This is a genomic window from Planococcus salinarum (assembly GCF_007004625.1).
Classification (GTDB): domain Bacteria; phylum Bacillota; class Bacilli; order Bacillales_A; family Planococcaceae; genus Planococcus; species Planococcus salinarum.
This window is the reverse complement of the sequence record NZ_VIFV01000019.1, coordinates 1-23728: the sequence shown is the minus strand read 5'-3', so window position 1 is coordinate 23728 and position 23728 is coordinate 1. Positions and strand designations below refer to the sequence as shown.

Genomic DNA, 23728 nt, shown 5'->3' with positions numbered 1-23728 from the left:
CCGATTTCGATTAAAGTTGTCAAGAATTCCAACCTGTTGTACCCTTAAATAGAATTGCAAAAGATTGCATGGTACATAAAGGAGTTTGAAGAATGTTGCAAAAAGTGTTGATAATAGGCGGCGGTGCGGGCGGACTGGCGCTTTTGAACATGCTTGGGGATTCAGAGTATCTTGAACTGGCGGGCATTGCGGATATCAAACCGGACGCACCGGCGATTGAAGTGGCCCGGCAGCTGGGCATTGCCGTCAAAGAACATCATTTTGATTTCCATCCAAAAGAGTTTGACATCGTCATCAATGTGACCGGCAGTGAAAAGGTGCAGCGGCAATTGGAAGAGTATTTCCCCAGGGAAGCGGAAATCGTTCCCGGCAGCCTTGCAAACTTTTTCGTCAAACTGGTCGATGAAAAAGAACATTTCCTGAAAAAGCTCAGCGGTGAAAGCCATAAACAGAATATCATTTTCAATTCCATCGAAGAAGGTATGATAGGCATTGACCGGAAGAGCAGGATCATTTTCATGAACCGCTCTGCTTCCCGGATGCTCGAACGTGATTCTGAAAGCGCAATCGGCAAACATATCCATGAGTTGATCTCAACGAGTGAACTTCCCCGGATATACGAAACAGGGAGAACCGAGTTGAACAGAGAATTGCAATTGAAGAACGGTTTGAAGATAGTTGCTTCGAGATTTCCGATGATAGATGAACATGGGGAAATTATCGGTGCGTTCGCAGTGTTCAAAGACATCACGGAAGTCGTTTCATTGGCAGAGGAAATCACGGACCTGAAAGAGATTCAGACGATGCTGCAGGCCATCATCCACTCGAGCGATGACGCTATTTCCGTCGTTGATGAGAATGGCTATGGCCTGATGGTCAACCCTGCTTATACCCGGATTACCGGCCTGCAGGTGGAAGACGTGATCGGCCGACCGGCTTCAGCGGATATTTCAGAAGGGGAAAGCATGCATTTGAAAGCACTTCAAACAAGGAAACCTGTCCGTGGAGTGAATCTCAAAGTCGGTCCGGCAAACCGCGAAGTGATTGTCAATGTCGCCCCGATTATCGTGGACAACATCTTGAAGGGCAGTGTCGGGGTCATTCACGATACGACCGAAATCCGGTCTCTCATGAAAGAACTGGACCGCGCACGCAGCATCATCCGGACGCTGGAATCCAAATACACCTTTGATGACATCATCGGCCTGTCAGCTGAAATGCAGTTGTCGCTCCAGCAGGCAAAGCTGGCAGCCCAAACCCCGGTGACGGTGTTGCTGCGCGGTGAATCAGGGACCGGCAAGGAATTATTCGCACATGCCATCCACAGCGCAAGCGACCGCAAATTCAACAAATTCGTCCGGGTCAACTGCGCGGCATTGTCAGAAGAGCTGCTCGAAAACGAACTTTTCGGCTACGAGGAAGGGGCATTGCCGGGTGTCAAAAGCGGAGAGCGGAAAGGGCTGTTTGAGGAGGCGAATAACGGCAGCATCTTCATCGATGAAATCGGTGAGCTGTCACCGTCCATCCAAAGCAAGCTTTTAAGGGTTCTGCAGGAACATGAAATTCTGAGGGTCGGCGGCAGCAAACCGGTGCCGGTCAATGTCCGGGTCATCGCATCAACAAATGCCAATATGGAAAAAGCGCTTCTTGAAGGAACATTCCGCGAAGACCTCTATTACAGGTTGAACAGGATGCCGATTCTGATCCCTCCGCTCAGAAGCAGAAAACAGGACATCCCCCGCATCGTTGAAAGGCTGCTGATGAAATTGAATCAGGAATACGGCCGCAATATCGAAACGGTAACGGACAAAGCGCTTCAGCTCCTGCGTCTCTATGACTGGCCGGGAAATGTGCGGGAACTTGAAAATGTCATAAGCCGCTCAATGATCTTTATGAATATCAATGAAAGGGTTTTGACCGAAAAAAATATACCCCTGAATATGATCAAAGCCACAGAAGCGAAAAATGAAGTGGCAATAGAAGGAGGAAGTCCGCTGCAGGAACAGCTCGATACCGTGGAACGGGGAATTCTGCAGCGTGCACTGGAACAAAATAAGGGGAATAAATCGAAGACGGCAAAAGCACTGGATGTGTCCCTACGAACCTTGTATTATAAGCTGGAAAAATTCGGATTAGCCTAGTTTTTGCAGTTTCTTGCATGGTTTTGCAATAATTTGCAAAGAGATCGGCTGTTTTTGCCGGATAAAACGCTTACATCCCTTATAACACACGTTTTTTTCTGCTTTAATTAAGAAGAATGAGGTGATATGAAGTGACCACATTAAATGAAATAGTCGAACAGATTTCTATGGAAGAAAAACAAAACGATGTGGCTGTCGCCGCAGCTGCTGACCTGGAAGTACTGGAAGCAGTCAACATGGCGATAACACGCAATATTGCAAGTTTCAGCCTTTTCGATGATGAAGCGAAACTGAAGGAAATGATTGGTGCCCATTACCCGCATCTTCTCACGCATCCGAAAGTAAAGCTCATCCATATAAAAGGCGCGGTTCAAGCGGCCAACGCTGCTGTGAAATCCGTCTTTGTCAAAGATTCGAATGTATTGATGAAAGGCCATATTCCGACAGCGGTCCTGCTGAAAGCGGTGCTTAATGAGGATTATGGTTTGCGGACCGGAAGTATCCTGTCCCATGTTGCTGCGTTCGAGATCGAGGGTTATGACCGGCTCATCTTTATCACGGATGCCGGTATGAACATCGCACCGGATCTGATGCAAAAAGCCCAAATCATCCGAAATGCAGTTCAGACAGCACGGGCTGTGGGAATCGAAACCCCGGTAGTTGCCCCTTTGGCGGCCGTCGAAGTCATCAATCCCGCTATGCAGGCAACTATGGATTCAGCTGCGCTTGCAGCGATGAACCGACGCGGACAGATAACTGACTGCATCATCGATGGCCCTTTGGCGCTTGATAATGCCATCTCGCCAACAGCTGCTGAACATAAAGGCATAACGGGTACCACAGCCGGCAAAGCGGATATCCTGCTGGTCCCGAATATCGAAGCCGGAAACATCCTTTATAAATCACTGGTCTATTTCGCGAAAGCGAAAGTCGGGGGAATCATTGCCGGTGCAAAAGCACCGATTGTCCTGACGTCCCGCGCAGACAGTGCAGAAAGCAAGTTGTATTCACTTGCATTGGCGATTAAAACATCAGCTACACGATAAGATCATTAGGAGGAATTTAATATGAAGATTTTCGATAAAATGGAAGAACACGACTATGAGCAATTGGTATTTTGCCAGGATAAAAATTCCGGTTTGAAAGCAATCATTTGTATCCACGACACAACTTTAGGGCCTGCCCTCGGAGGAACACGCATGTGGAATTATGATACAGAAGAAGAAGCAATCGAAGATGCAATCCGTCTTGGTCGCGGCATGACATATAAAAACGCGGCAGCCGGCCTTAACCTCGGCGGCGGTAAAACGGTTATCATCGGTGATCCATTGAAAGACAAAAACGAAGAAATGTTCCGTGCATTCGGACGTTTCATCCAAGGGCTGAACGGCCGTTATATCACTGCTGAAGATGTCGGGACGACTGTAGCGGATATGGACCTGATCCACGAAGAAACTGACTTTGTTACTGGTATTTCACCGGCATTCGGTTCTTCAGGCAATCCATCTCCGGTAACAGCCTACGGTTGCTATATCGGGATGAAAGCTGCTGCTCTGGAAGCATTCGGTGATGATTCACTGGAAGGCAAAACGATCACAGTTCAGGGAGTCGGTAATGTTGCTTACACATTGTGCGAATATCTGCACAAAGAAGGCGCAAACCTGATTGTTACAGATATCAACAAAGAAGCGGTTCAGCGCGCTGTTGATAATTTCGGTGCCACTGCGGTTGAACCGAATGAAATCTATTCCCAGGAAGCGGATATTTTTGCTCCATGTGCAATGGGTGCAATCATCAACGACGATACAATTCCACAATTGAAAGTGAAAGCTGTTGCCGGCTCGGCAAACAACCAGCTGAAAGAAGAACGCCATGGCGATGAACTTGAAGCGCTTGGCATCGTATATGTCCCTGATTATGTAATCAATTCAGGCGGCGTCATCAATGTTGCCGATGAATTGTACGGATATAACAACGAACGTGCGATGAAACGTGTAGAAACAATTTACGACAGCATCACCCGTATTTTTGCAATTGCAAAACGTGACGGAATTCCAAGCTATCAGGCTGCAGACCGTATGGCGGAAGAGCGCATTGAACGTGTGCGCAAATCGCGCAGCCAATTTCTTCGCAATGAACACAATATCATCAGCAGACGCTGATTGTAGAATGGAGGGATCGCTTTGCTAGAACAGTTGTATCGCATATTGGTCATCAACCCTGGATCAACCTCAACCAAAATCGGCGTTTTTGACAACGATATTCTGATCATGGAAAAAACGATCCGCCATTCAGCGGAAGCAATCAATGAATTTCCTGCGATTATCGACCAATATGCTTTCCGGAAACAAACAATCCTGGAAGCCCTGGACGAGGAAGGGATGAATGTCTCGAAACTCTCAGCCGTTTGCGGCAGAGGGGGATTGTTGCGCCCGATCGAAGGCGGCACCTATTCAGTCAATGATGCGATGCTCGCAGATCTCCGCAAAGGAGTGTCGGGCCAGCACGCCTCGAATCTCGGGGGCATACTGGCGAGCGAAATTGCGGAAGGTTTAAACATCCCTGCTTTTATTGTCGATCCGGTCGTTGTCGATGAATTGGATCCGATTGCAAGAATTTCAGGATTCTCCCTGATTGAACGGAAATCAATATTTCATGCTTTGAATCAGAAGGCAGTTGCCAGAAGATATGCTAAGGAAAAAGGGCGGCGCTATGAAGACCTGCGGCTGATCGTCACCCATATGGGTGGTGGTATCACTGTCGGTGTCCATAAAGAAGGACGTGTGGTCGAAGTCAATAACGGACTCCACGGCGATGGACCTTTCAGCCCGGAGCGCGCAGGAACCGTACCGGCAGGCGATCTTGTTGAATTATGTTTTTCGGGGCAATATTACCGCCACGAAATTATGAAACGCCTTGTCGGCCAGGGGGGACTGGTCAGTTACCTTGGAACAAACGATGCTGTCACCGTGGAAAAGCGTATACAAAAAGGCGATAAAGAGGCCGAATTGGTGTACGATGCCATGGCTTATCAGGTCGCCAAAGAAATAGGTTCGGCCAGCGCCGTGCTCCAGGGCAAAGTGGACGCCATCATTTTAACCGGCGGACTTGCATATGGGAAAGGCTTTGTCAAAGCCATTTCCGATCGCATCAGCTGGATAGCTGATGTGGAGGTGCACCCCGGTGAAAATGAATTGCAGGCACTTGCAGAAGGTGCAGTCCGTGTTCTAAATGGAGAAGAGACAGCTAAAAATTATCCAGCTATATAAATTGAAAAAAGAATTACCCTTCATATGCCGCTTCGGCGCTTAGGACAGGGCAAAGATTATGCTCCTGCGCACTGCTCGTCGCAAAGGTGCGCCATCTACGTATGGCGACCTTAGCTCCCGCAATAAGCCGAGAAAAGCACTCGTCTTTGCTCCGTCGGCATTCGCCTGCTCCATAGGCGCGCCGGTGCTGAGAGAAATCTCAAGAGATATGGAGCAAAACAGCGAAGACTCCTGGGGGACCAAGCGAAGTGCTGAGATCCACTCGGACGAAGTGCAACGAGCCCGAGTTAGCTTAGCACAAGCCAAGTGTCGGTCGAAGGTAGTTCGGCCGGCGCTTTGCGACGAAGCTAGCGAAGCGATGCAGGAGCAGCCTGAACAACCGTGCTCCTGCAGTGCTACGCACTTCGTCGCAAAGGCAATATCCTCGCAGGCGTCGGATACTGCCTTCGCAGCTGTTTTGCGGAATATCGGTTACTAAAGTTTATTAGTTCAATTTATATATAAATAGAAGGAGGACATTTACATGGCACAAAATTATGATGTAGTCATCCTTGGCGGCGGAACCGGCGGATATGTAGCCGCAATCCGTTCAGCACAGCTCGGTTTAAAAACTGCGATTGTCGAAAAAGCAGAGCTTGGCGGAACTTGCCTGCACAGAGGATGCATTCCAAGCAAAGCTCTGCTCCGAAGTGCAGAGGTTTACTCGACCACTAAAAATCACGCAGCTGATTTCGGGGTGCAAACTGGTGACGTAAGCCTTGATTTTTCACGCGTGCAGCAGCGTAAACAAGGGATCGTCGATCAATTGCATAGCGGTGTACAAGGTTTGATGAAAAAAGGGAAGATTGATGTGTACGAAGGCCTCGGCCGTATTCTTGGACCTTCTATTTTCTCTCCAAACCCTGGAACGATTTCAGTGGAAATGAACAATGGCGAAGAAAACGAAATGTTGATTCCCCATAACGTCATCATCGCAACCGGATCCCGTCCGCGCAGCCTGCCAGGCCTGGAAATCGATGGAGATTACGTGATGAGCTCTGATGAACTCCTGAAAATTACTGAGTTGCCGAAATCGATGCTGATCGTCGGTGGCGGTGTCATTGGAATCGAATGGGCTTCCATGCTGAATGATTTCGGTGTTGAAATTACGGTCCTTGAATATGCGGACCGCATTATTCCAACGGAAGACAAAGACGTTTCAAAAGAAATGCAGAAATTATTGAAGAAAAAAGGCGTCAATTTTGTAACCAGTGCGAAAGTTATGGCTGGCACGCTCGAAAAAGGCGACAGCGGCGTGACGATCCAGGCAGAGATCAATGGTGAAAACCAAACCTTCTCGGCTGAAAAAATGCTGGTGTCAGTAGGACGCCAGGCCAATGTAGAAGGTATAGGCCTTGAAAACACCGACATCATCGTCGATAAAGGCTTTATTCAGGTAAAAAACACTTTCCAGACCAAAGAGTCCCACATTTACGCGATTGGCGACGTCATCGGCGGGCTTCAACTGGCGCATGTAGCTTCTCACGAAGGTATTACCGCTGTTGAGCACATCAAAGGAAACAATCCACAGGCCATCAACTATGATCACATTTCCAAATGTGTTTACTCGAATCCGGAAGCGGCCAGCGTCGGCATTACCGAAGAGCAGGCAAAAGAACAAGGGTACGACGTCAAAGTCGGCAAATTCTCTTTCAAAGCCATCGGCAAAGCGCTTGTATACGGTGAAAGTGACGGCTTCGTCAAAATCATCGCTGATAAGAAAACCAATGATGTCCTCGGCGTCCATATGATCGGACCGCACGTGACGGATATGATTTCCGAAGCAGGGCTTGCGATGGTTCTTGATGCGACACCTTGGGAAATCGCAGATACGATTCACCCTCACCCGACATTATCCGAAGTCATGGGTGAAGCTGCTCTTGCCGTAGACGGCAAAGCAATCCACAGTTAAGGGAGGAATTATTGAATGTCAGCAAAACACGAAGAAATCGGCTTGTCGAATGACGATGTCCTGAAAATGTATGAAACAATGCTAATGGCCCGCCGCGTCGATGAACGCATGTGGCTTTTGAACCGTGCGGGTAAAATTCCGTTTGTAATTTCCTGCCAGGGACAGGAAGCTGCACAGGTTGGCGCTGCTTTCGCCCTGGACAATGAAAAAGATTATATTGCTCCTTATTACCGCGATATGGGTGTAGTCCTGCATTTCGGCATGACCCCAAAAGATTTGATGCTTTCCGCATTTGCAAAAGCGGAAGATCCAAACTCCGGCGGCCGTCAGATGCCTGGCCATTTCGGGCAGAAGAAAAACCGGATCCTGACAGGATCTTCACCTGTTACGACACAGCTTCCTCACGCAGTGGGCGTTGCTTTGGCAGGAAAAATGAAGAAGCAGGATTTCATCACATTCACAACCCTTGGGGAAGGTTCCTCCAACCAGGGAGATTTCCACGAAGGCATGAACTTTGCCGGTGTCCACAAACTGCCGGTCATCATCATGGTTGAAAATAACAAATACGCAATTTCCGTTCCGTTTGAACGCCAGATTGCCAGCAAAAATGTTTCGGACCGTGCAATCGGCTACGGAATGCCGGGTGTGACGATTGACGGAAATGATCCGATTGAAGTTTATAAGCATGTAAAAGAAGCTGCTGACCGCGCACGCCGCGGCGAAGGTCCAAGCCTGATCGAAACAGTATCGGAGCGCATGACTGCCCATTCATCAGATGACGACCAAAGGCAATACCGTGCTGCAGATGAACTTGCGGCCCAAAAAGATAAGGATCCAATCCTGTTGTTCGGTGCCTACCTGAAAGAAAATGGCATCCTGAATGATGAACTGGAAAAAGAAATCAACGACCGCATCATGGTGATCGTTAACGAAGCAACAGACTATGCTGAAGATGCACCTTATGCAGCCCCTGAAGATGCATTGAAATATGTTTATGCAGAAAAAGGAGGGAACGAATAATGGCAGTAATGAATTATATTGACGCCATAACGCTCGCCATGAAAGAAGAGATGGAACGTGACGAGAACGTATTCGTTCTCGGGGAAGACGTCGGTAAAAAAGGCGGCGTTTTCAAAGCGACTGCCGGACTTTACGATCAGTTCGGAGAAGACCGTGTACTCGATACGCCGCTTGCTGAATCGGCAATTGCCGGTGTCGGGATCGGTGCTGCAATGTACGGCCTCCGTCCAATCGCTGAAATGCAATTTGCGGATTTTATCATGCCAGCTGTCAACCAGATCATATCGGAAGCTTCACGCATCCGCTACCGTTCGAATAACGACTGGTCATGTCCGATTGTCTTCCGTGCACCATTCGGTGGCGGCGTTCACGGCGCCCTTTACCATTCTCAATCGGTGGAAGCCATTTTCGCCAACCAGCCGGGACTGAAGATTGTCATTCCTTCAACACCATATGATGCGAAAGGCCTTCTGAAAGCGGCAATCCGCGACGACGATCCGGTTATGTTCTTTGAGCACAAACGTGCTTACCGCCTGATCAAAGGCGAAGTGCCGGAAGAGGATTATACGATTGAAATCGGCAAAGCTGATGTGAAACGTGAAGGCGAAGACATTACTGTCATCACTTACGGATTGGCTGTTCACTTTGCTTTGCAGGCTGCCGAGCGTCTTGCAGAAGATGGTTACTCTGCGCATATCCTTGACCTACGCACAATCTATCCATTGGATAAAGAAGGGATTATCGAAGCTGCCAAGAAAACAGGCAAAGTGCTTCTCGTAACGGAAGACAACAAAGAAGGCAGCATCATCGGTGAAGTAGCGGCGATCGTTGCCGAAAACTGTCTGTTCGACCTTGATGCGCCAATTATGCGTCTTGCAGGACCTGATATCCCAGCAATGCCATATGCACCGACAATGGAGAAGTTCTTCATGATCAACCCGGATAAAGTTGAAAAAGCAATGCGTGAGCTAGCTGAGTACTAATAAGAAAAGCGACAACGCCCGTTAAGCTCTGACAGGCATAAGACGGAACAGCGGTGCGGCGTTCTTTGCCGTATAGCTGGGCCGGCTTATGACCCGAAGAGCTGGGCAGTTGGAGTCTGGACAGTAGAAAAGCGACAACGCCCGTTAAGCTCTGACAGGCATAAGACAGATCAGCGAAGTGGCCTTGGCCGCGCAGCTGGGTTGGCTTATGATCCGAAGAGCTGGGCAGTTGGAGTCTGGACACCGGACATATTAATAGAAAAACAAAAAAGGAGGAACCCCTTTGGCTATTGAAAATATTAAGATGCCTCAACTGGGCGAAAGTGTCACTGAAGGAACGATTGAAAAATGGCTCGTTGCTCCTGGCGACCACGTCAATAAGTATGATGCACTTGCAGAAGTGAACACTGATAAAGTAACAGCGGAAGTGCCTTCTTCATTCACAGGAACGATTAAGGAACTGGTTGCATCAGAAGGCGATACCCTTTCTGTCGGTGAAATTGTCTGCACAATCGAAACTGAAGGCGGAGATTCTGAACCGGTGGAAGAAGCGAAACCGGCTGCTGATGAAAAAGCCAATGAGATGCCAGCTGCCGGCGCAAAACCGACGGAAGGCTTGAAAGGCGAAAAAGGATCTTCCCAGCCTGCTAAGGCAAATGGTTCAAAAGGGCGTTATTCTCCTGCGGTCATGCGTTTGGCACAGGAAAATGATATCGATTTGACTCAGGTCGAAGGTTCGGGCAATGAAGGGCGTATCACCCGCAAGGATATTATGGCGCTGATTGAAAGCGGCAATATCCCGAAAGCGGGAGATGCACCGGCTGCAGCTTCCAAACCGGCAGAAGAAGCTCCACAGGAACAATCCAAACCGACTGCCGAAAAAGCTCCAGCTGCACCGATCCAAAGTGCTCCGGGCGATGTTGAAATCCCGGTTACCGGCGTTCGTCGTGCCATCGCTGCCAACATGCTGAAGAGCAAGCACGAAGCTCCGCATGCATGGATGATGATCGAAGTGGATGTAACGAACCTGGTTCAATACCGTGATTCGATCAAAGGCGATTTCAAGAAAAAAGAAGGATTCAATATCACATATTTTGCTTTCTTCGTAAAAGCTTTCTCACAGGCGCTCAAAGAATACCCGATGATGAACTCCATGTGGGCCGGCGATAAAATCATCCAGAAGAAAGACATCAATATTTCGATTGCCGTTGCTTCCGACAGTGCGCTATTCGTTCCGGTCATCAAAGCCGCGGACGAAAAATCGGTCAAAGGCATCGGGAAAGAAATCAACGAACTTGCATCCAAAGCCCGCTCAGGTAAACTGGGCTCGGCGGAAATGCAGGGCGGTACGTTCACTGTCAACAACACCGGTTCATTCGGTTCTGTCCAGTCAATGGGCATTATCAATCATCCACAGGCGGCAATCGTCCAGGTGGAATCGATTGTCAAACGTCCGATGATCATGGACAACGGCATGATCGCTGCACGCGATATGGTTAACCTCTGCCTGTCGCTTGACCACCGTGTGCTTGATGGACTTGTTTGCGGCCAATTCCTTGGACGCGTCAAAGAAATCCTTGAAAACATGTCAAAAGAAAATACATCAGTTTATTAAGAAAAAAAGCTTGAAGTCTTCGGACTTCAAGCTTTTTTGGCTTTAATAGACCGCCGTTCTCAGGTAAAATGGAGAAGAGGTAGATGAGGAGGGAAAATTTTGACGATTGAATCGATGAAACAGACAAAATTTCCGAAGCGTACATATGAAGATTGGCAGATTTCAGCCGAAAAGGCGATCGGTGGCAAGTCCATTGAAGACGCATTGAGAACACAAACTATTGAAGGCATTACACTGGAACCTTTATATACAAAAGAAATGTTCGATAAACTCGGGGGGCTGACAGCTTTCCAACAGGAAGCATTCCGCACCGGCAAGAAAAAGGCCGGCTGGCTGATTGCACAGGAAGTGCTGCCGGATTCACCGGAAGATTTTTTGGCGAAGACGAAAGAAGACCTCTCAAAAGGAAATGATATGGTCGTCTATACGAGTTCCCTTGAATTTGAATGGACCGACAGCTCACTCCGACAATTGGCGGAACTGATCATCAAGCATCCGTTCTACTTTAAAGTGACCAGTGAGGACACCGGTATATTAAGGGTCTTTGATTTTATTGATGACAAGCATAAGAAAACGCTGAAAGGCGTCATTTTCTCGGAAGAGCAGGCTGCTGCGCCCGGCAAGGTCCGGACAATATTAGTGGATACGATACCGGTGCACCATGCAGGGGGCACAATCATCCATGAGTTGGGTGTGGCGCTGAGCATACTCGCGGAAACCATCCGGGAGGGTGACTACAAGGAAACAGCGGAGAAGACCTGGATCCGTTTTGCGGTTGATACGCAGTTTTTTCAGGAGATTGCAAAGCTCCGCGCATTCCGTGTCCTGTGGAGAGCATTCAGTGAAGCATACGGGGAACAGGCTGCAATGATTCCGGTTTATACGGAAACGTCGGTTCGCTCTTATTCGAAACTGGATCCGTACGTCAATCTGTTGCGCGCAGGCAATGCCACATTTGCGGCAGTTCTTGGCGGCACCGATGCGCATACAGTCCATCCGCATGATTTTCTGACGGTATCCCAGCCTTCCAGCCGACGGATTGCCCGCAATGTCCAATTGGTGATCAAGGAAGAAAGCCATGTATCCCGGGTTCTGGATGCATCGGCCGGCTCTTATTTCATCGAGCAGCTGACCAATGAATATGTCGAGGCTTCGTGGAATTATTTCCTTGAAATCGAAGAAGCCGGCGGTTATTCAGAAGTCATCGGTTCCGGGTGGCTGACCGATGATATACAGGCGAAATGGCTGGAACGCAAGAAGCTGGCAGCTGAACGGAAAATTTCGCTCATTGGCACCAACGTCTACGCGAATCCGCAGGAAGCGGTCAAAGACCAGTCAATCGACAGCAGTCATCTCGAATACATCACGGCCAAACGATTGGCCACCCCATTTGAAAAATTGCGTGCCCGTTGCCGTGAGCTGGAATTGAAGGTCGCAATTTTGCATCTCGGACCATTGAAAGATGTAAAAGCGAAATCAGATTTTGTGGAAGGCCTCCTGGCGGTAGGTGGGATTGAACCCGAAATCAGTCCGGAACTGGATGATGCAGCATCACTTAACCGCTACTTGAAGGATCACCATATCGATTACGCAGTGCTGTGCGGAGATGCCGAAAAACTTGAAGCCATAATTCCGGGCATCGACAGCTCGGCCGTACTCGACGTCGCCGGCCGCTTTGACGCGCATCAGCTGAACACAAGGAAAGCTGGAGCTATTGCCGACACTGTTTACTCCGGACAGAACATTGTCGCCAAGCTCGAACAGATTCTGAACTTAGGAAAGAAGGTTCTTCCAAATGACTAAACCCGATTTTTCCAAAGTGGATTTACAAAACCTGACTATAAATGAAAGTTCACCTATCAACCAGGATGATTTTTTAACGAACGAAGGAATTTCCATCAAACCGGCCTATGACGAACAGGATGTCGATGGATTTGAAGATTCGCTTCCGGGCCAAGCTCCATATTTGCGCGGCCCTTATCCGACCATGTATGTTTCCCGCCCATGGACTGTGCGGCAATATGCCGGGTTCTCGACTGCCGAAGAAAGCAATGCATTCTATCGCCGCAACCTGGCAATGGGCCAAAAGGGTCTGTCCGTTGCATTCGACCTCGCAACCCACCGCGGCTATGACTCGGACCATCCACGTGTGGTCGGGGATGTCGGAAAAGCGGGGGTCGCGATTGACAGTGTCGAAGACATGAAAATCCTGTTTGACGGCATTCCGCTTGATAAAATGTCGGTTTCCATGACGATGAACGGCGCGGTCTTGCCGATCATGGCCTTCTTCATTGTTGCTGCAGAAGAACAGGGCGTAGCTCCTGAGCAGCTGGCAGGAACCATTCAAAACGATATCCTGAAAGAGTATATGGTCCGAAACACGTATATTTACCCACCGGCAATGTCGATGAAGATCATTGCGGATATCTTTGAATATACATCGCAGAAAATGCCGAAATTCAATTCGATTTCGATTTCCGGCTACCACATCCAGGAAGCGGGGGCTACAGCCGATATCGAACTGGCATACACGCTCGCTGATGGATTGGAATACGTCCGGACTGGTCTCAAGGCGGGAATCGGCATCGATTCATTCGCACCCCGTCTTTCCTTCTTTTGGGGAATCGGCATGAATTATTTCATGGAAGTGGCGAAAATGCGGGCCGCCCGCGAAATCTGGGCGAAGATGATGAAGTCCTTTGATCCGCAGAATCCGAAATCACTGGCACTACGGACACATTCGCAAACTTCAGGATGGAGCCTGACGGAACAGGATCCATTCAATAATGTCACGCGAACCCTGCTGGAAGCGAATGCTGCTGCAATGGGCCATACGCAATCCCTTCATACAAATGCACTGGACGAGGCAATCGCGTTGCCGACTGATTTTTCTGCCCGAATTGCCAGAAATACCCAGTTATTCCTGCAAGAAGAAACGGCGATGACGAAAGTCATTGACCCGTGGGGAGGTTCCTATTACGTCGAAAGCCTGACAAAGCAATTGACGGATAAAGCCTGGGAATTGATTGAAGAAGTCGAAGAATTGGGCGGCATGGCCAAAGCGATTGAAACCGGCTTGCCGAAAATGCGCATTGAAGAAGCGGCAGCTAAAAAACAGGCGCAGATTGATTCGGGTGAAGAGTCGATCATTGGTGTCAACCGCTTCCGTCTCGACGAGGAAGACCCGATCGATATCCTGAATATCGACAACACGATGGTGCGCAAGAAACAGATTGAGCGCATTGAGATGGTTAAAGCAAAACGGGACAGCGATGGAGTGAAAGAGGCCCTCAACGAACTCACAACTGCAGCGAAAGAAGGAAATGAAAACATTCTGGAATGTGCTGTAAAAGCTGCCCGTGAACGAGCGACCCTCGGTGAAATATCTGATGCAATCGAACTCGCATCCGGCAGACATAAGGCGGTGATCCGGTCAGTGAGCGGCGTATACAGTTCCAACTTCTCCAATCAGCAGGAAATTGAAACCGTCAAGGAAATGACGGAAGACTTTATCGAGAATGAAGGCCGCAGACCACGGATTCTTGTCGCGAAAATGGGCCAGGACGGCCATGACCGCGGAGCGAAAATCATTGCAACTGCGTTTGCGGATCTGGGCTTTGATGTTGATATCGGACCGCTATTCCAGACGCCGGCAGAAACAGCCCGGCAGGCAGCGGAAAATGATGTCCATGTCATCGGTGTCAGTTCGCTTGCAGCCGGGCACCGCACACTCGTACCGGATCTTGCAGCGGAGCTGAAAAGTCTCGGACGGGAAGACATACTTATTGTGGTCGGCGGCGTCATACCGGCACAGGATTATGAATTCCTGCGCAATAACGGAGCGAGTGCCATTTTCGGTCCCGGCACGGTGATACCTGTCGCTGCCCAGAAAGTGATTGAAGAAATTTATGTCCGCCTCGGTTATGAGGAAGTGGTGGACTGATGGAACAGGATAGCGGCTCAAGACGTGTCATGGGCGGTGTCAACGCTGCCCATGACGGCATGTCGCAGGCGCCACGGAAAAAATTCAGGAAACCCGGAAAGAAAACGGTGGATATAGCTGAAATAGCTGAAGGCGTTAAACAGGGCTCGCGGCTTCATCTCGGCAAAGCGATCACACTGCTCGAAAGTTCGAATCCTTCCGACAAGCAAAATGGCCAGGAGCTTTTGAACCAGCTCTTGCGCCACACCGGCAACAGCCTGCGCATCGGCATTACCGGTGTGCCGGGAGCCGGCAAAAGCACCTTTATCGAGACTTTCGGAGAAATGCTGACCGCAAACGGATTACGGGTCGCAGTGCTCGCGATTGATCCAAGTTCCTCCGTGACAGGGGGCAGTATTCTCGGGGATAAAACAAGGATGGAGCAGCTGGCGAAAAATCCTCGGGCTTTCATCCGTCCGTCGCCGACTGCCGGGACGCTTGGCGGCGTCCATAAAAAAACACGTGAAACAATGCTGGTATGTGAAGCGGCCGGTTATGACGTTATATTGGTTGAAACCGTTGGCGTCGGCCAAAGCGAAACCTTGGTGCGGGGAATGGTCGATATGTTCCTGCTCCTCGTTCTGACGGGAGCGGGAGATGAACTGCAGGGGATGAAAAAAGGGATTCTTGAACTGGCAGATGCCATCCTGGTACACAAGGCCGACACTGCAAACCGCCAATTGGCAGAAAAGACCGTCCGTGAATACAAAGGGATGCTTCACTTTTTGCAGCCGGCAACCGAAAGTTGGAAAACCCGGGCACTTGCCGTTTCTTCCATTGAAAACACCGGGATTCAGGAAGTATGGGAGATGGCAAAGGAATTTGAAGCTGCCGCAAAAGAAAACGGGGTATTCAAAAAAAGGCGTCAGGCGCAAACGAAAGACTGGTTCCGTTCAATGATCACCGACGAATTATACGGCAGGTTTTTTGAGGATTCCAATAAGCGTGAACTGGTCAAAAAGCTTGAACAGCAGATATTGGATGATCAGCTGACAGTGGCACAGGCCATCCGCGAATTATTCGAGTAGGCTTTTTTTGCAGTCTGATCTAACACCTGCTATGATTATTACAGATAATAGAAGGAGTGGTACCTATGAGCATGGATTTTAATTTCCTGATGAATGATATAGCAACACAAGCCCGCAAAGAATTGACCGACGGCGGCTATAAAGAATTGACGACTCCTGATGAAGTTACGGAAGCCCTGGCGAAACCGGGAACCAGCCTTGTCATGATCAATTCAGTGTGCGGATGTGCGGGAGGAATTGCAAGACCGGCTGCACTTCACGCAATCCATTACGACAAACGCCCGGATAACCTGTACACGGTGTTTGCCGGACAGGACAAAGAAGCGACTGCGCAGGCACGTGATATTTTCGGCGATGACCACTTACCCTCTTCTCCATCGTTTGCAATTGTCAAAGACGGAAAAATGGTTGGCGAAATCGGACGCCATGAAATTGAAGGCCATGATCCGATGTCGGTCATCACACATGTCCAGGCATTGTTTGAAGAGCATTGCAGCGAAATCTAAAAAAGTGAAATGCCCCTCAAAAAGGGGCGTTTTTTTATGTCAGAACAAATGGGAGGGATAGAAGCTGAAATTGAACCTCAAACGCCTGTCGATTGGTTACCGCACATTGAAAACGGCGGTCGGCGTAATCATTGCCATTTCACTTGCGCAATTACTGCAGCTCGATTTTTATGTATCGGCCGGGATACTGACGATCCTGTGCATCCAGCCGACAAAGAAACGCTCAATTCGGGCAGCGCTTTCCCGGTTTATCGCCAGCCTTATTGCAATCGCCTATGCTTTTGTTTTTTTGGAAGGGATTGCGTACCATCCGGTAGTAGTCGGTTTCATGATCCTGCTGTTCATCCCGGTTCTCGTAAGCCTGCGTTTTGCTGACGGGTTTGTTTCAAGCTCTGTCATCATTTTCCACATATACAGCGTCGGAAATCTTACCGGCAGCCTGGTCCTGAATGAAATTCTGTTGATGGTCATCGGTTTTGGAACGGCTTTGGTGGTCAATATGTACATGCCAAGCATTGAAAAGAAACTGGAAGATTATCGCTACCGTATTGAAGTTCTCTATGCCAAAATGCTGCATGAAATGGCTCGCTTTCTGAAGGAAGGCGACAATGACTGGGATGGCCGGGAGCTGGTGGAAACCGCCGAACTGCTCAGCAAGGCCAAAGCGCTTGCCTATCAGGATGTGGAGAACCATGTAACCCGTCTGGAGAATAAATATTACCGCTATTTTGATATGCGCGAAGATCAATTTGAAATCATCGAACGCATTCTGCCCAAAATTTCCACATTGCCGGTTTTGGTGAAACACGCACAATTGATCGGAGATTTCCTCAACGATCTTGCGGACCATGTCCATGCGGGGAGCACAGCTTCCCGGTATTTGGGTAAATTGGATGACGTTAAAACCGAGTTTTCCCAATTGCCCCTTCCAACCACACATGAAGAATTCCAGTCGATGGCAGCCCTGTACCAAATCATTGAAGAGCTGGATTCCTATCTGGAGATTAAAAAATCCTATAGAGGTTTCACAAACAAAAAGACGGCCGATGTGTAATCGGCCGTCTTTTCATATTCATATGGTGTTTAAATGACGAAGCTTAATCCCATCATTAAACTCGACAGAAGCATAAGAGCAACCATCGCATAAACGATGACTTTACGGAAAGTCTGATTTCTCATTAAACGTTAATCTCCTTTTTGTGCATTTGAACTTACAGGTAGAATAACATAAATTCCCGGAGTTTTGAAGAGGCAAGTCCTTTGCGCCAAATATCCCTCCACAACTAGAGTTTTCCCCTGTGAATCGGTACAATAAGAAAGAAGCAGAAAAAAGGTGGGATAGAAGATGAACAAAGTCGATCATATCGGTATCGCCGTCAGAAATCTGGATGAAGTACTTCCTTATTACACGGATACTCTCGGCTGTCCTTTATTGAAAATTGAGGAAGTTGCATCCGAAAAGGTGCGCGTGGCTTTTCTTGATGCTGGCAACATCAAGCTCGAGTTGCTTGAACCGATGGACAGCAGCAGCGCCATCCATAAATTTTTGGAGAAAAAAGGGGAAGGCATTCATCATATCGCGTTTGGTGTGGCAAATATCGAAGAGCGCATGGAAGAATTGAAAAGGGACGGAGTCCGTCTATTGAATGAACAGCCGAAAAATGGAGCCGGTGGTGCTTTGGTTGCTTTCCTGCATCCGAAATCGTCGAACGGTGTGCTGTACGAATTGTGTCAGAAACAGTAAATAAGGGGTGGCTTTATGGATATTTATGAAAGAATAAATGAATTATATGACCGCAAAAGAAAAATTGAGCTTGGCGGCGGAGAAGAAAGAATTGATAAACAGCATGAAAAAGGCAAGTTAACTGCACGGGAACGGATCGATCTTCTTGTCGACGAAGATTCATTTGTCGAATTGAACCCGTTCATCGAACACCGCACGGTCGATTTCGATTTGGCCGAGGGACCGGGTGAAGGGGTTGTCACCGGCTACGGCAAAGTGAATGGACGGCCAATCTATTTGTTCTCCCAGGATTTCACAGTTTTCGGTGGAGCGCTGGGTGAAATGCACGCAATGAAAATCGCCAATGTGATGGACCTTGCCGCAAAAAACGGCGCACCGTTCATCGGCTTGAATGATTCCGGTGGTGCCCGCATCCAGGAAGGTGTCCTTTCGCTTGACGGTTATGGCCAGATTTTTTATCGCAACTCCATCTATTCAGGCGTAATCCCGCAGATTTCAGTGATTCTGGGGCCGTCAGCCGGTGGTGCGGTTTATTCACCCGCCATTACGGATTTTGTATTCATGGTCGATAAAACGAGCCAAATGTTCATTACGGGACCAAAAGTCATTGAAACGGTTACCGGGGAAAAGATCTCTTCCGAAGACCTCGGGGGATCCCGTGTACATACTGCCATCAGCGGCAATGCCCATTTCCGCTCGGACTCCGAGGAAAAAGTCCTGCAAATGGTCCGCCGGCTGATTGCATTTTTGCCACAGAACAATCAGGAAATGCCGCCGCGCCTCGAGACCGATGATGCGGACGATTACCGGCCGGATCTGGCGGACGTCGTGCCATATGAAGCAATCCGTCCTTACGACGTGCGGAAAGTTGTGGAGCAGGTGGTCGATCAGGACAGTTTCATGGAAGTGCAGCCGGAATTTGCCCGAAATATAGTCGTAGGACTTGCCCGCATCAAAGGCGAAACAGTCGGCCTTGTCTGCAACCAGCCGAAAGTCATGGCAGGCGGACTTGATATCGATTCTTCCGACAAAGCGGCACGTTTTATCCGTTTCTGTGATTCGTTCAACATTCCGTTGATCACATTTGAAGATGTCACCGGATTCTTCCCGGGCATCAAGCAGGAACATGGCGGCATCATCCGCCACGGAGCTAAGATACTTTATGCTTATTCAGAAGCGACAGTTCCAAAAATGACCGTTATTTTGCGGAAAGCTTACGGCGGCGCTTATGTTGCACTTAATTCGAAGTCGATTGGAGCAGATCTGGTGTATTCGTGGCCAAATGCCGAAATCGCCGTAATGGGTCCGCAGGGGGCGGCAAATATCATCTTTGCCCGTGAAATTGCTGCAAGTGATGATCCGGAAGCAACCCGTGCCGCGAAAATCGAGGAATACCGTGTTAAATTCGCCAATCCCTATGTGGCTGCGGCGCGCGGTATGGTGGATGATGTCATCGATCCACGCGAAACCCGCATAAAATTGATCCAGGCACTTGAAATGATGCGCCATAAAAAAGATTCACGTCCGGCGAAAAAACACGGCAATATGCCGTTATAGTAAAGAAAAGCGGAAGTGCCTGTTCAGCTCTGACAGGCATAAGGCAGACCAGCGAAGTGGCGCTCTTTGCCACACAGCTGGGTTGACTTATGTCCCGAAGAGCTAGGCACTGGAGACTAGACACCAAAGTGGCTTATGACCCGAAGAGCTGGGCCGCTGGAGTCTGGACAGAGATGTCCCCCATTCCAAAATCTTTTACGCTGAAAGAACTTTAATTGTTTCTATTTTTTGAAAAGAGGTGCTGCCAAATGAAAAAAGAAAGATTGTTGAATGAATTTCTGGAATTGGTTCAAATCGATTCCGAAACGAAAAATGAAGGCCATATTGCAGAAGTTTTGAAAGTGAAACTCGAAAAAATGGGGTTTCATGTTGCAGAAGATGACTCATCGATGCGCAATGGCCACGGCGCCAATAACCTGGTTGCCACGCTGCGTGGAGGAGCTTCCAATGTACCGGCGATTTACTTCACCGCTCATATGGATACAGTTGTTCCCGGCAACGGGATAAAACCGCAAATTCGGGACGGGTATGTCTATTCGGACGGCACCACGATTCTCGGTGCTGACGATAAAGCAGGCATCGCAGCTTTGTTCGAAATGATCCGTTCCATCCAGGAACAGCAAATCGAACACGGAGACATCCAATTGGTCATTACCGCGGGTGAAGAAAGCGGTCTGGCAGGAGCCAAAGAATTCGATTCGTCGCTGTTGTTTGCCAAGTTCGGCTATGCTGTCGACAGTGATGGCAAAGTGGGGGGCATTGTCACTTCCGCTCCAAACCAGGCCAAGTTATGGACAACGATTTACGGCAAAACAGCCCACGCCGGAGTCGCGCCTGAAAAAGGGGTTTCAGCCATCAATATCGCTGCAAAAGCCATTTCTTCGATGAAACTGGGACGTATCGATTCGGAAACTACAGCCAACATCGGGCGTTTCGAAGGCGGCAAAGCAACGAATATCGTTTGTGAAGAAGTGAATATCCTGTCTGAAGCGCGTTCCATCAGTGAAGATAAACTCGCTGTTCAGACAGCCCATATGGAAAGCGTTTTTGAAGACACCGCTGCCAGCTTTGGCTGTTCTGCCAAAACGGAAGTGAAACTGATGTATCCCGGCTTCCACTTTGCAGAAAACGAACCGGTTGTCGAAATCGCCAAACGGGCCGCACAGAAAATCGGACGCCCGTCACCCGTTCTGACAAGCGGTGGAGGAAGCGATGCCAACATTTTCAACGGCTTCGGCATCCCGACCGTCAATCTTTGTGTCGGCTACGAAGAAATCCACACGAAGAACGAACGCATGCCGATTGTTGAACTAGAAAAATTGGCTGAATTACTGATTGAAATCATTAAAGAGACCACAATTGTATAAGTGAACAGAGACAGGAAAAGAGAGAACAGGATGTATGTTCTCTCTTTTTTTGATAAAATAAAGGAAAATCAAATTGGAGCGATTGCAATGGCAGGACGGGTAATATTCCATATCGATATGAATAGTTTCTATGCCTCGGTGGAGCAATCGCATGACCCTTCACTGAAAGGAAAAGCACTCGCGATTGCGGGAAATCCGAAGGAACGCCGCGGCATCATCGTAACGTGTTCCTATGAAGCGCGCGCCCACGGTATATACACAACCATGCAAGTGCATGAAGCGAAGCGTAAATATCCGGCACTCCTCCTGTTGCCCCCGAATTTTGAGCGCTATCGGGCCGCTTCCAAAGCGATGTTCGACATTTTACGATCCTATACCCAGCAGGTCGAACCGGTTTCAATCGATGAAGCCTATCTGGACGTCACCGATTTGCTCGATGAACGGACCGCTCCGGGTTTGGCTGAAGAACTGCAGCAGCGAATAAAAGCTGAACTGGATCTGCCATGTTCAATCGGCATCGCCCCAAATAAATTTCTGGCAAAAACCGCCAGTGACATGAAAAAGCCGATGGGCATTACAATCCTTCGGAAAAGGGACATTCAGCAGCTGTTATGGCCGCTGGCGGTAATCGACATGCATGGCATCGGCGACAGCACTGCGGAAAAGTTGAAGAAGTTGAAAATCCTGACCATAGGAGATCTGGCCACCGCAAATCCCGGGCTCATCAAAGAAAGAATGGGCAAGAATGGCATCCGGCTGCAGGACCGCGCCAACGGCATCGACAGCCGTGAAGTCGACCCGGATTCCATCTATGATACAAAAAGCGTCGGTACATCCACAACGCTGCCGATTGATGAAACCGATGAAGAAAACCTGCGCAAGATTTTCCGTCAGCTCAGTGATAAAGTTGCCAAACGGTTGGAAGCGAAAGAACTGGCAGGCCCGACAGTCAGCATCCAAACACGCAGTGCCGACTGGCAGAACCGGACGCGGAGTATCACGTTGAAAAACACCGTTTGGAAAGCGGAAGATATCAACCGCAATGCCTGGCATCTATTCATGAAGCATTGGAACGGAGAGCCTCTTCGCCTGGTCGGGGTGACCGTTTCCAACGTCGTCGATAAAGGGGAAATGACTGAGCAGTTATCGCTCTTTAATTTTCAGGAACATGCAAAAGACGAGCCAATTCTTGATTTGATGTCGAAGCTCGAGAAAAAATTCGGCAAAAGTGTGCTGTCAAAAGGGGCCAAACTGAAGAAAGCGAATTTCGATTCGAAAACGAGTTTCAGTAAAGATTTCCTGGATGACCACGATCACGGCAGAAAGTAGGAGACTCATGCAATTATTATTTTTAGGCACCGGAGCCGGCATGCCGTCCAAACAGCGCAATACGTCTTCATTGGCATTAAAACTGCTCGAAGAACGGGGAACGGTCTGGCTGTTTGACTGCGGAGAGGCAACGCAGCATCAAATTTTGCACACCACGCTGAAACCGAAAAAAATCGACAAGATTTTTATCACTCATCTTCACGGAGACCATATTTTCGGCTTGCCTGGATTTCTGGCTTCCCGTTCTTTCCAGGGAGGAGAGGACGCGGTGGAGATCTACGGTCCGCCGGGTATCCGTGAGTATGTTGAAAGTGTTCTGCGCATCAGCCGGACGCATCTGGGTTTTGAGGTGCGTTTTATTGAACAAATGGAGGGTTTGATTTTTGAAGATGAAGGGATGTCGGTGCGTGCGGCAAAACTGGATCACGTAATCCCATCCTACGGTTACCGTATTGAACAGCGTCCACTTCCACCCAAGTTGCTGATCGAACGTGCGCGGGAGTTGGGTGTTCCCAAAGGGCCTTTGCTGGCAAAGTTGAAGAACGGTGAAGATGTCTTTCTTGAAAACGGAGATGTAGTAAAGAGTGAAGATGTGACTGAAGCGGGAAATAAGGGCTTTGTTGCCACGATTCTCGGAGATACCCGATTCTGCCCTGCGGCAATCGAACTTGCCAGGGACGCCGATCTCATGGTCCACGAAGGAACGTTCGATGCCGAGACACAAAAATTGGCCGGTGAATATGGCCATTCGACAATCCGGGAAGCAGCAGAAACAGCAAAACAGGCGAAAGCCAAAACCTTGATCGTCAATCATTTGAGCTCTCGTTTTTTACCGGAGGATGAAAAGAGGCTGGTGAAGGACATGCAGACCGTCCATAAAGAAAGTTACATCGCGCATGATTTTGACGAATTCGAATGGAAAGTGCATGAAGCGAAGATGAAAAGAAAATAATCTGCAATGAACAAAGAGCCTTTGACCCCAAAGGTTCTTTTTTTGGTGTGCCCGGCATGGGCGTAATCTATAGGGTGCAAGTCCCGAGCTGTGAAGGCAGAAGTAACAGTTAGCCAAGCGCAAGGGTGTTCACGGCGACGTGAAATCTGAAGGAAGTGGGCGGCAAACCTCCGGTCTGAGGAACACGAACTTCATAGAAGGCTATGTGCGATTGGGTGAGCCTGCCAAACAAGGCGAAGTCCTTTCTGCCGAAGGTCGCATGCAGTAAATGAAGCAGATAGGTG

The 23728-nt window shown here is 48.9% G+C and carries 19 protein-coding genes; 18 read left to right on the top strand and 1 reads right to left on the bottom strand.

Features of this window, described 5'->3' with window-relative positions; translation table 11 throughout:
• The first annotated feature begins 95 nt into the window (after positions 1 to 95).
• The 13 genes from DIJ65_RS11060 (at position 96) to DIJ65_RS11000 (ending at position 17549) form a co-directional block, all read left to right on the top strand.
• Positions 96 to 2141 carry a sigma-54 interaction domain-containing protein gene (locus tag DIJ65_RS11060; RefSeq protein WP_117302318.1) on the top strand — a complete coding sequence of 682 codons (2046 nt, stop codon included), beginning with the start codon at positions 96 to 98 and terminating at the stop codon, positions 2139 to 2141.
• Positions 2142 to 2308: 167 nt separating this feature from the next.
• The gene (gene yqiS, locus DIJ65_RS11055) at positions 2309 to 3187 is read left to right on the top strand and encodes a phosphate butyryltransferase (RefSeq protein WP_230321397.1); all 879 of its coding nucleotides are present in this window, start codon (positions 2309 to 2311) and stop codon (positions 3185 to 3187) included.
• A 21-nt stretch (positions 3188 to 3208) separates the two neighbouring features.
• On the top strand, positions 3209 to 4303 hold the full coding sequence (locus DIJ65_RS11050) for a Leu/Phe/Val dehydrogenase (protein WP_117302291.1): 1095 nt from the start codon (positions 3209 to 3211) through the stop codon (positions 4301 to 4303).
• 21 nt (positions 4304 to 4324) lie between these two features.
• Positions 4325 to 5410, top strand: coding sequence for a butyrate kinase (gene buk / locus DIJ65_RS11045; protein WP_117302293.1), 1086 nt, complete (start codon positions 4325 to 4327; stop codon positions 5408 to 5410).
• A gap of 523 nt (positions 5411 to 5933) precedes the next feature.
• On the top strand, positions 5934 to 7361 hold the full coding sequence (gene lpdA, locus DIJ65_RS11040; protein ID WP_117302297.1) for a dihydrolipoyl dehydrogenase: 1428 nt from the start codon (positions 5934 to 5936) through the stop codon (positions 7359 to 7361).
• 15 nt (positions 7362 to 7376) lie between these two features.
• Positions 7377 to 8381 carry a thiamine pyrophosphate-dependent dehydrogenase E1 component subunit alpha gene (locus tag DIJ65_RS11035; RefSeq protein ID WP_117302299.1) on the top strand — a complete coding sequence of 335 codons (1005 nt, stop codon included), beginning with the start codon at positions 7377 to 7379 and terminating at the stop codon, positions 8379 to 8381.
• Positions 8381 to 9364, top strand: coding sequence for an alpha-ketoacid dehydrogenase subunit beta (locus DIJ65_RS11030; RefSeq protein WP_071152334.1), 984 nt, complete (start codon positions 8381 to 8383; stop codon positions 9362 to 9364). The genes DIJ65_RS11035 and DIJ65_RS11030 overlap by 1 nt, the downstream gene beginning before the upstream one ends.
• Positions 9365 to 9647: 283 nt before the next feature.
• Complete coding sequence (locus DIJ65_RS11025; RefSeq protein ID WP_071152335.1) at positions 9648 to 10979, top strand: dihydrolipoamide acetyltransferase family protein; 1332 nt, start codon at positions 9648 to 9650, stop codon at positions 10977 to 10979.
• Between the two features lie 99 nt (positions 10980 to 11078).
• On the top strand, positions 11079 to 12782 hold the full coding sequence (locus DIJ65_RS11020) for a methylmalonyl-CoA mutase family protein (protein WP_117302301.1): 1704 nt from the start codon (positions 11079 to 11081) through the stop codon (positions 12780 to 12782).
• Positions 12775 to 14922, top strand: a complete 2148-nt coding sequence (gene scpA / locus DIJ65_RS11015) for a methylmalonyl-CoA mutase (RefSeq protein ID WP_117302303.1) — start codon at positions 12775 to 12777, stop codon at positions 14920 to 14922. Before DIJ65_RS11020 ends, scpA begins: the two co-directional genes overlap by 8 nt.
• A complete protein-coding gene (gene meaB, locus DIJ65_RS11010) occupies positions 14922 to 15989 on the top strand; it encodes a methylmalonyl Co-A mutase-associated GTPase MeaB (protein WP_117302305.1) in 1068 nt (355 codons plus the stop codon). Before scpA ends, meaB begins: the two co-directional genes overlap by 1 nt.
• Before the next feature lie 65 nt (positions 15990 to 16054).
• Positions 16055 to 16495, top strand: a complete 441-nt coding sequence (locus DIJ65_RS11005; protein ID WP_071152336.1) for a BrxA/BrxB family bacilliredoxin — start codon at positions 16055 to 16057, stop codon at positions 16493 to 16495.
• 64 nt (positions 16496 to 16559) lie between these two features.
• Complete coding sequence (locus DIJ65_RS11000) at positions 16560 to 17549, top strand: aromatic acid exporter family protein (RefSeq protein WP_117302307.1); 990 nt, start codon at positions 16560 to 16562, stop codon at positions 17547 to 17549.
• Positions 17550 to 17578: 29 nt separating this feature from the next.
• Here DIJ65_RS11000 and prli42 read toward each other — a convergent pair whose 3' ends face one another.
• Positions 17579 to 17674: a stressosome-associated protein Prli42 gene (prli42, locus tag DIJ65_RS16350; protein ID WP_154718724.1), complete on the bottom strand. Its 96-nt coding sequence runs from the start codon at positions 17672 to 17674 to the stop codon at positions 17579 to 17581.
• A 166-nt stretch (positions 17675 to 17840) separates the two neighbouring features.
• Here prli42 and mce point away from each other — a divergent pair, with 166 nt between their 5' ends.
• The 5 genes from mce (at position 17841) to rnz (ending at position 23444) form a co-directional block, all read left to right on the top strand.
• Positions 17841 to 18239 (top strand): methylmalonyl-CoA epimerase, encoded by a 399-nt coding sequence (mce, locus tag DIJ65_RS10995; protein ID WP_117302309.1) that lies wholly within the window; start codon positions 17841 to 17843, stop codon positions 18237 to 18239.
• 15 nt (positions 18240 to 18254) lie between these two features.
• Positions 18255 to 19796 (top strand): acyl-CoA carboxylase subunit beta, encoded by a 1542-nt coding sequence (locus DIJ65_RS10990; protein WP_117302311.1) that lies wholly within the window; start codon positions 18255 to 18257, stop codon positions 19794 to 19796.
• Positions 19797 to 20044: 248 nt separating this feature from the next.
• Positions 20045 to 21163: a M20/M25/M40 family metallo-hydrolase gene (locus DIJ65_RS10985; RefSeq protein WP_117302313.1), complete on the top strand. Its 1119-nt coding sequence runs from the start codon at positions 20045 to 20047 to the stop codon at positions 21161 to 21163.
• Between the two features lie 87 nt (positions 21164 to 21250).
• Positions 21251 to 22492 (top strand): DNA polymerase IV, encoded by a 1242-nt coding sequence (locus tag DIJ65_RS10980; RefSeq protein WP_117302320.1) that lies wholly within the window; start codon positions 21251 to 21253, stop codon positions 22490 to 22492.
• A 7-nt stretch (positions 22493 to 22499) separates the two neighbouring features.
• Complete coding sequence (rnz, locus tag DIJ65_RS10975) at positions 22500 to 23444, top strand: ribonuclease Z (RefSeq protein ID WP_117302315.1); 945 nt, start codon at positions 22500 to 22502, stop codon at positions 23442 to 23444.
• Positions 23445 to 23728 lie beyond the last annotated feature (284 nt).

Excerpts from the sequence above, each read along its gene's own strand:
- yqiS (WP_230321397.1), top strand. The coding sequence starts at position 2,309 with ATGGAAGAAAAACAAAACGATGTGGCTGTCGCCGCAGCTGCTGACCTG.
- DIJ65_RS11050 (WP_117302291.1), top strand. The coding sequence starts at position 3,209 with ATGAAGATTTTCGATAAAATGGAAGAACACGACTATGAGCAATTGGTA.
- lpdA (WP_117302297.1), top strand. The coding sequence starts at position 5,934 with ATGGCACAAAATTATGATGTAGTCATCCTTGGCGGCGGAACCGGCGGA.
- DIJ65_RS11035 (WP_117302299.1), top strand. The coding sequence starts at position 7,377 with ATGTCAGCAAAACACGAAGAAATCGGCTTGTCGAATGACGATGTCCTG.
- DIJ65_RS11030 (WP_071152334.1), top strand. The coding sequence starts at position 8,381 with ATGGCAGTAATGAATTATATTGACGCCATAACGCTCGCCATGAAAGAA.
- scpA (WP_117302303.1), top strand. The coding sequence starts at position 12,775 with ATGACTAAACCCGATTTTTCCAAAGTGGATTTACAAAACCTGACTATA.
- meaB (WP_117302305.1), top strand. The coding sequence starts at position 14,922 with ATGGAACAGGATAGCGGCTCAAGACGTGTCATGGGCGGTGTCAACGCT.
- DIJ65_RS11005 (WP_071152336.1), top strand. The coding sequence starts at position 16,055 with ATGAGCATGGATTTTAATTTCCTGATGAATGATATAGCAACACAAGCC.
- prli42 (WP_154718724.1), bottom strand. The coding sequence starts at position 17,674 with ATGAGAAATCAGACTTTCCGTAAAGTCATCGTTTATGCGATGGTTGCT.
- mce (WP_117302309.1), top strand. The coding sequence starts at position 17,841 with ATGAACAAAGTCGATCATATCGGTATCGCCGTCAGAAATCTGGATGAA.
- DIJ65_RS10990 (WP_117302311.1), top strand. The coding sequence starts at position 18,255 with ATGGATATTTATGAAAGAATAAATGAATTATATGACCGCAAAAGAAAA.
- DIJ65_RS10985 (WP_117302313.1), top strand. The coding sequence starts at position 20,045 with ATGAAAAAAGAAAGATTGTTGAATGAATTTCTGGAATTGGTTCAAATC.
- DIJ65_RS10980 (WP_117302320.1), top strand. The coding sequence starts at position 21,251 with ATGGCAGGACGGGTAATATTCCATATCGATATGAATAGTTTCTATGCC.
- rnz (WP_117302315.1), top strand. The coding sequence starts at position 22,500 with ATGCAATTATTATTTTTAGGCACCGGAGCCGGCATGCCGTCCAAACAG.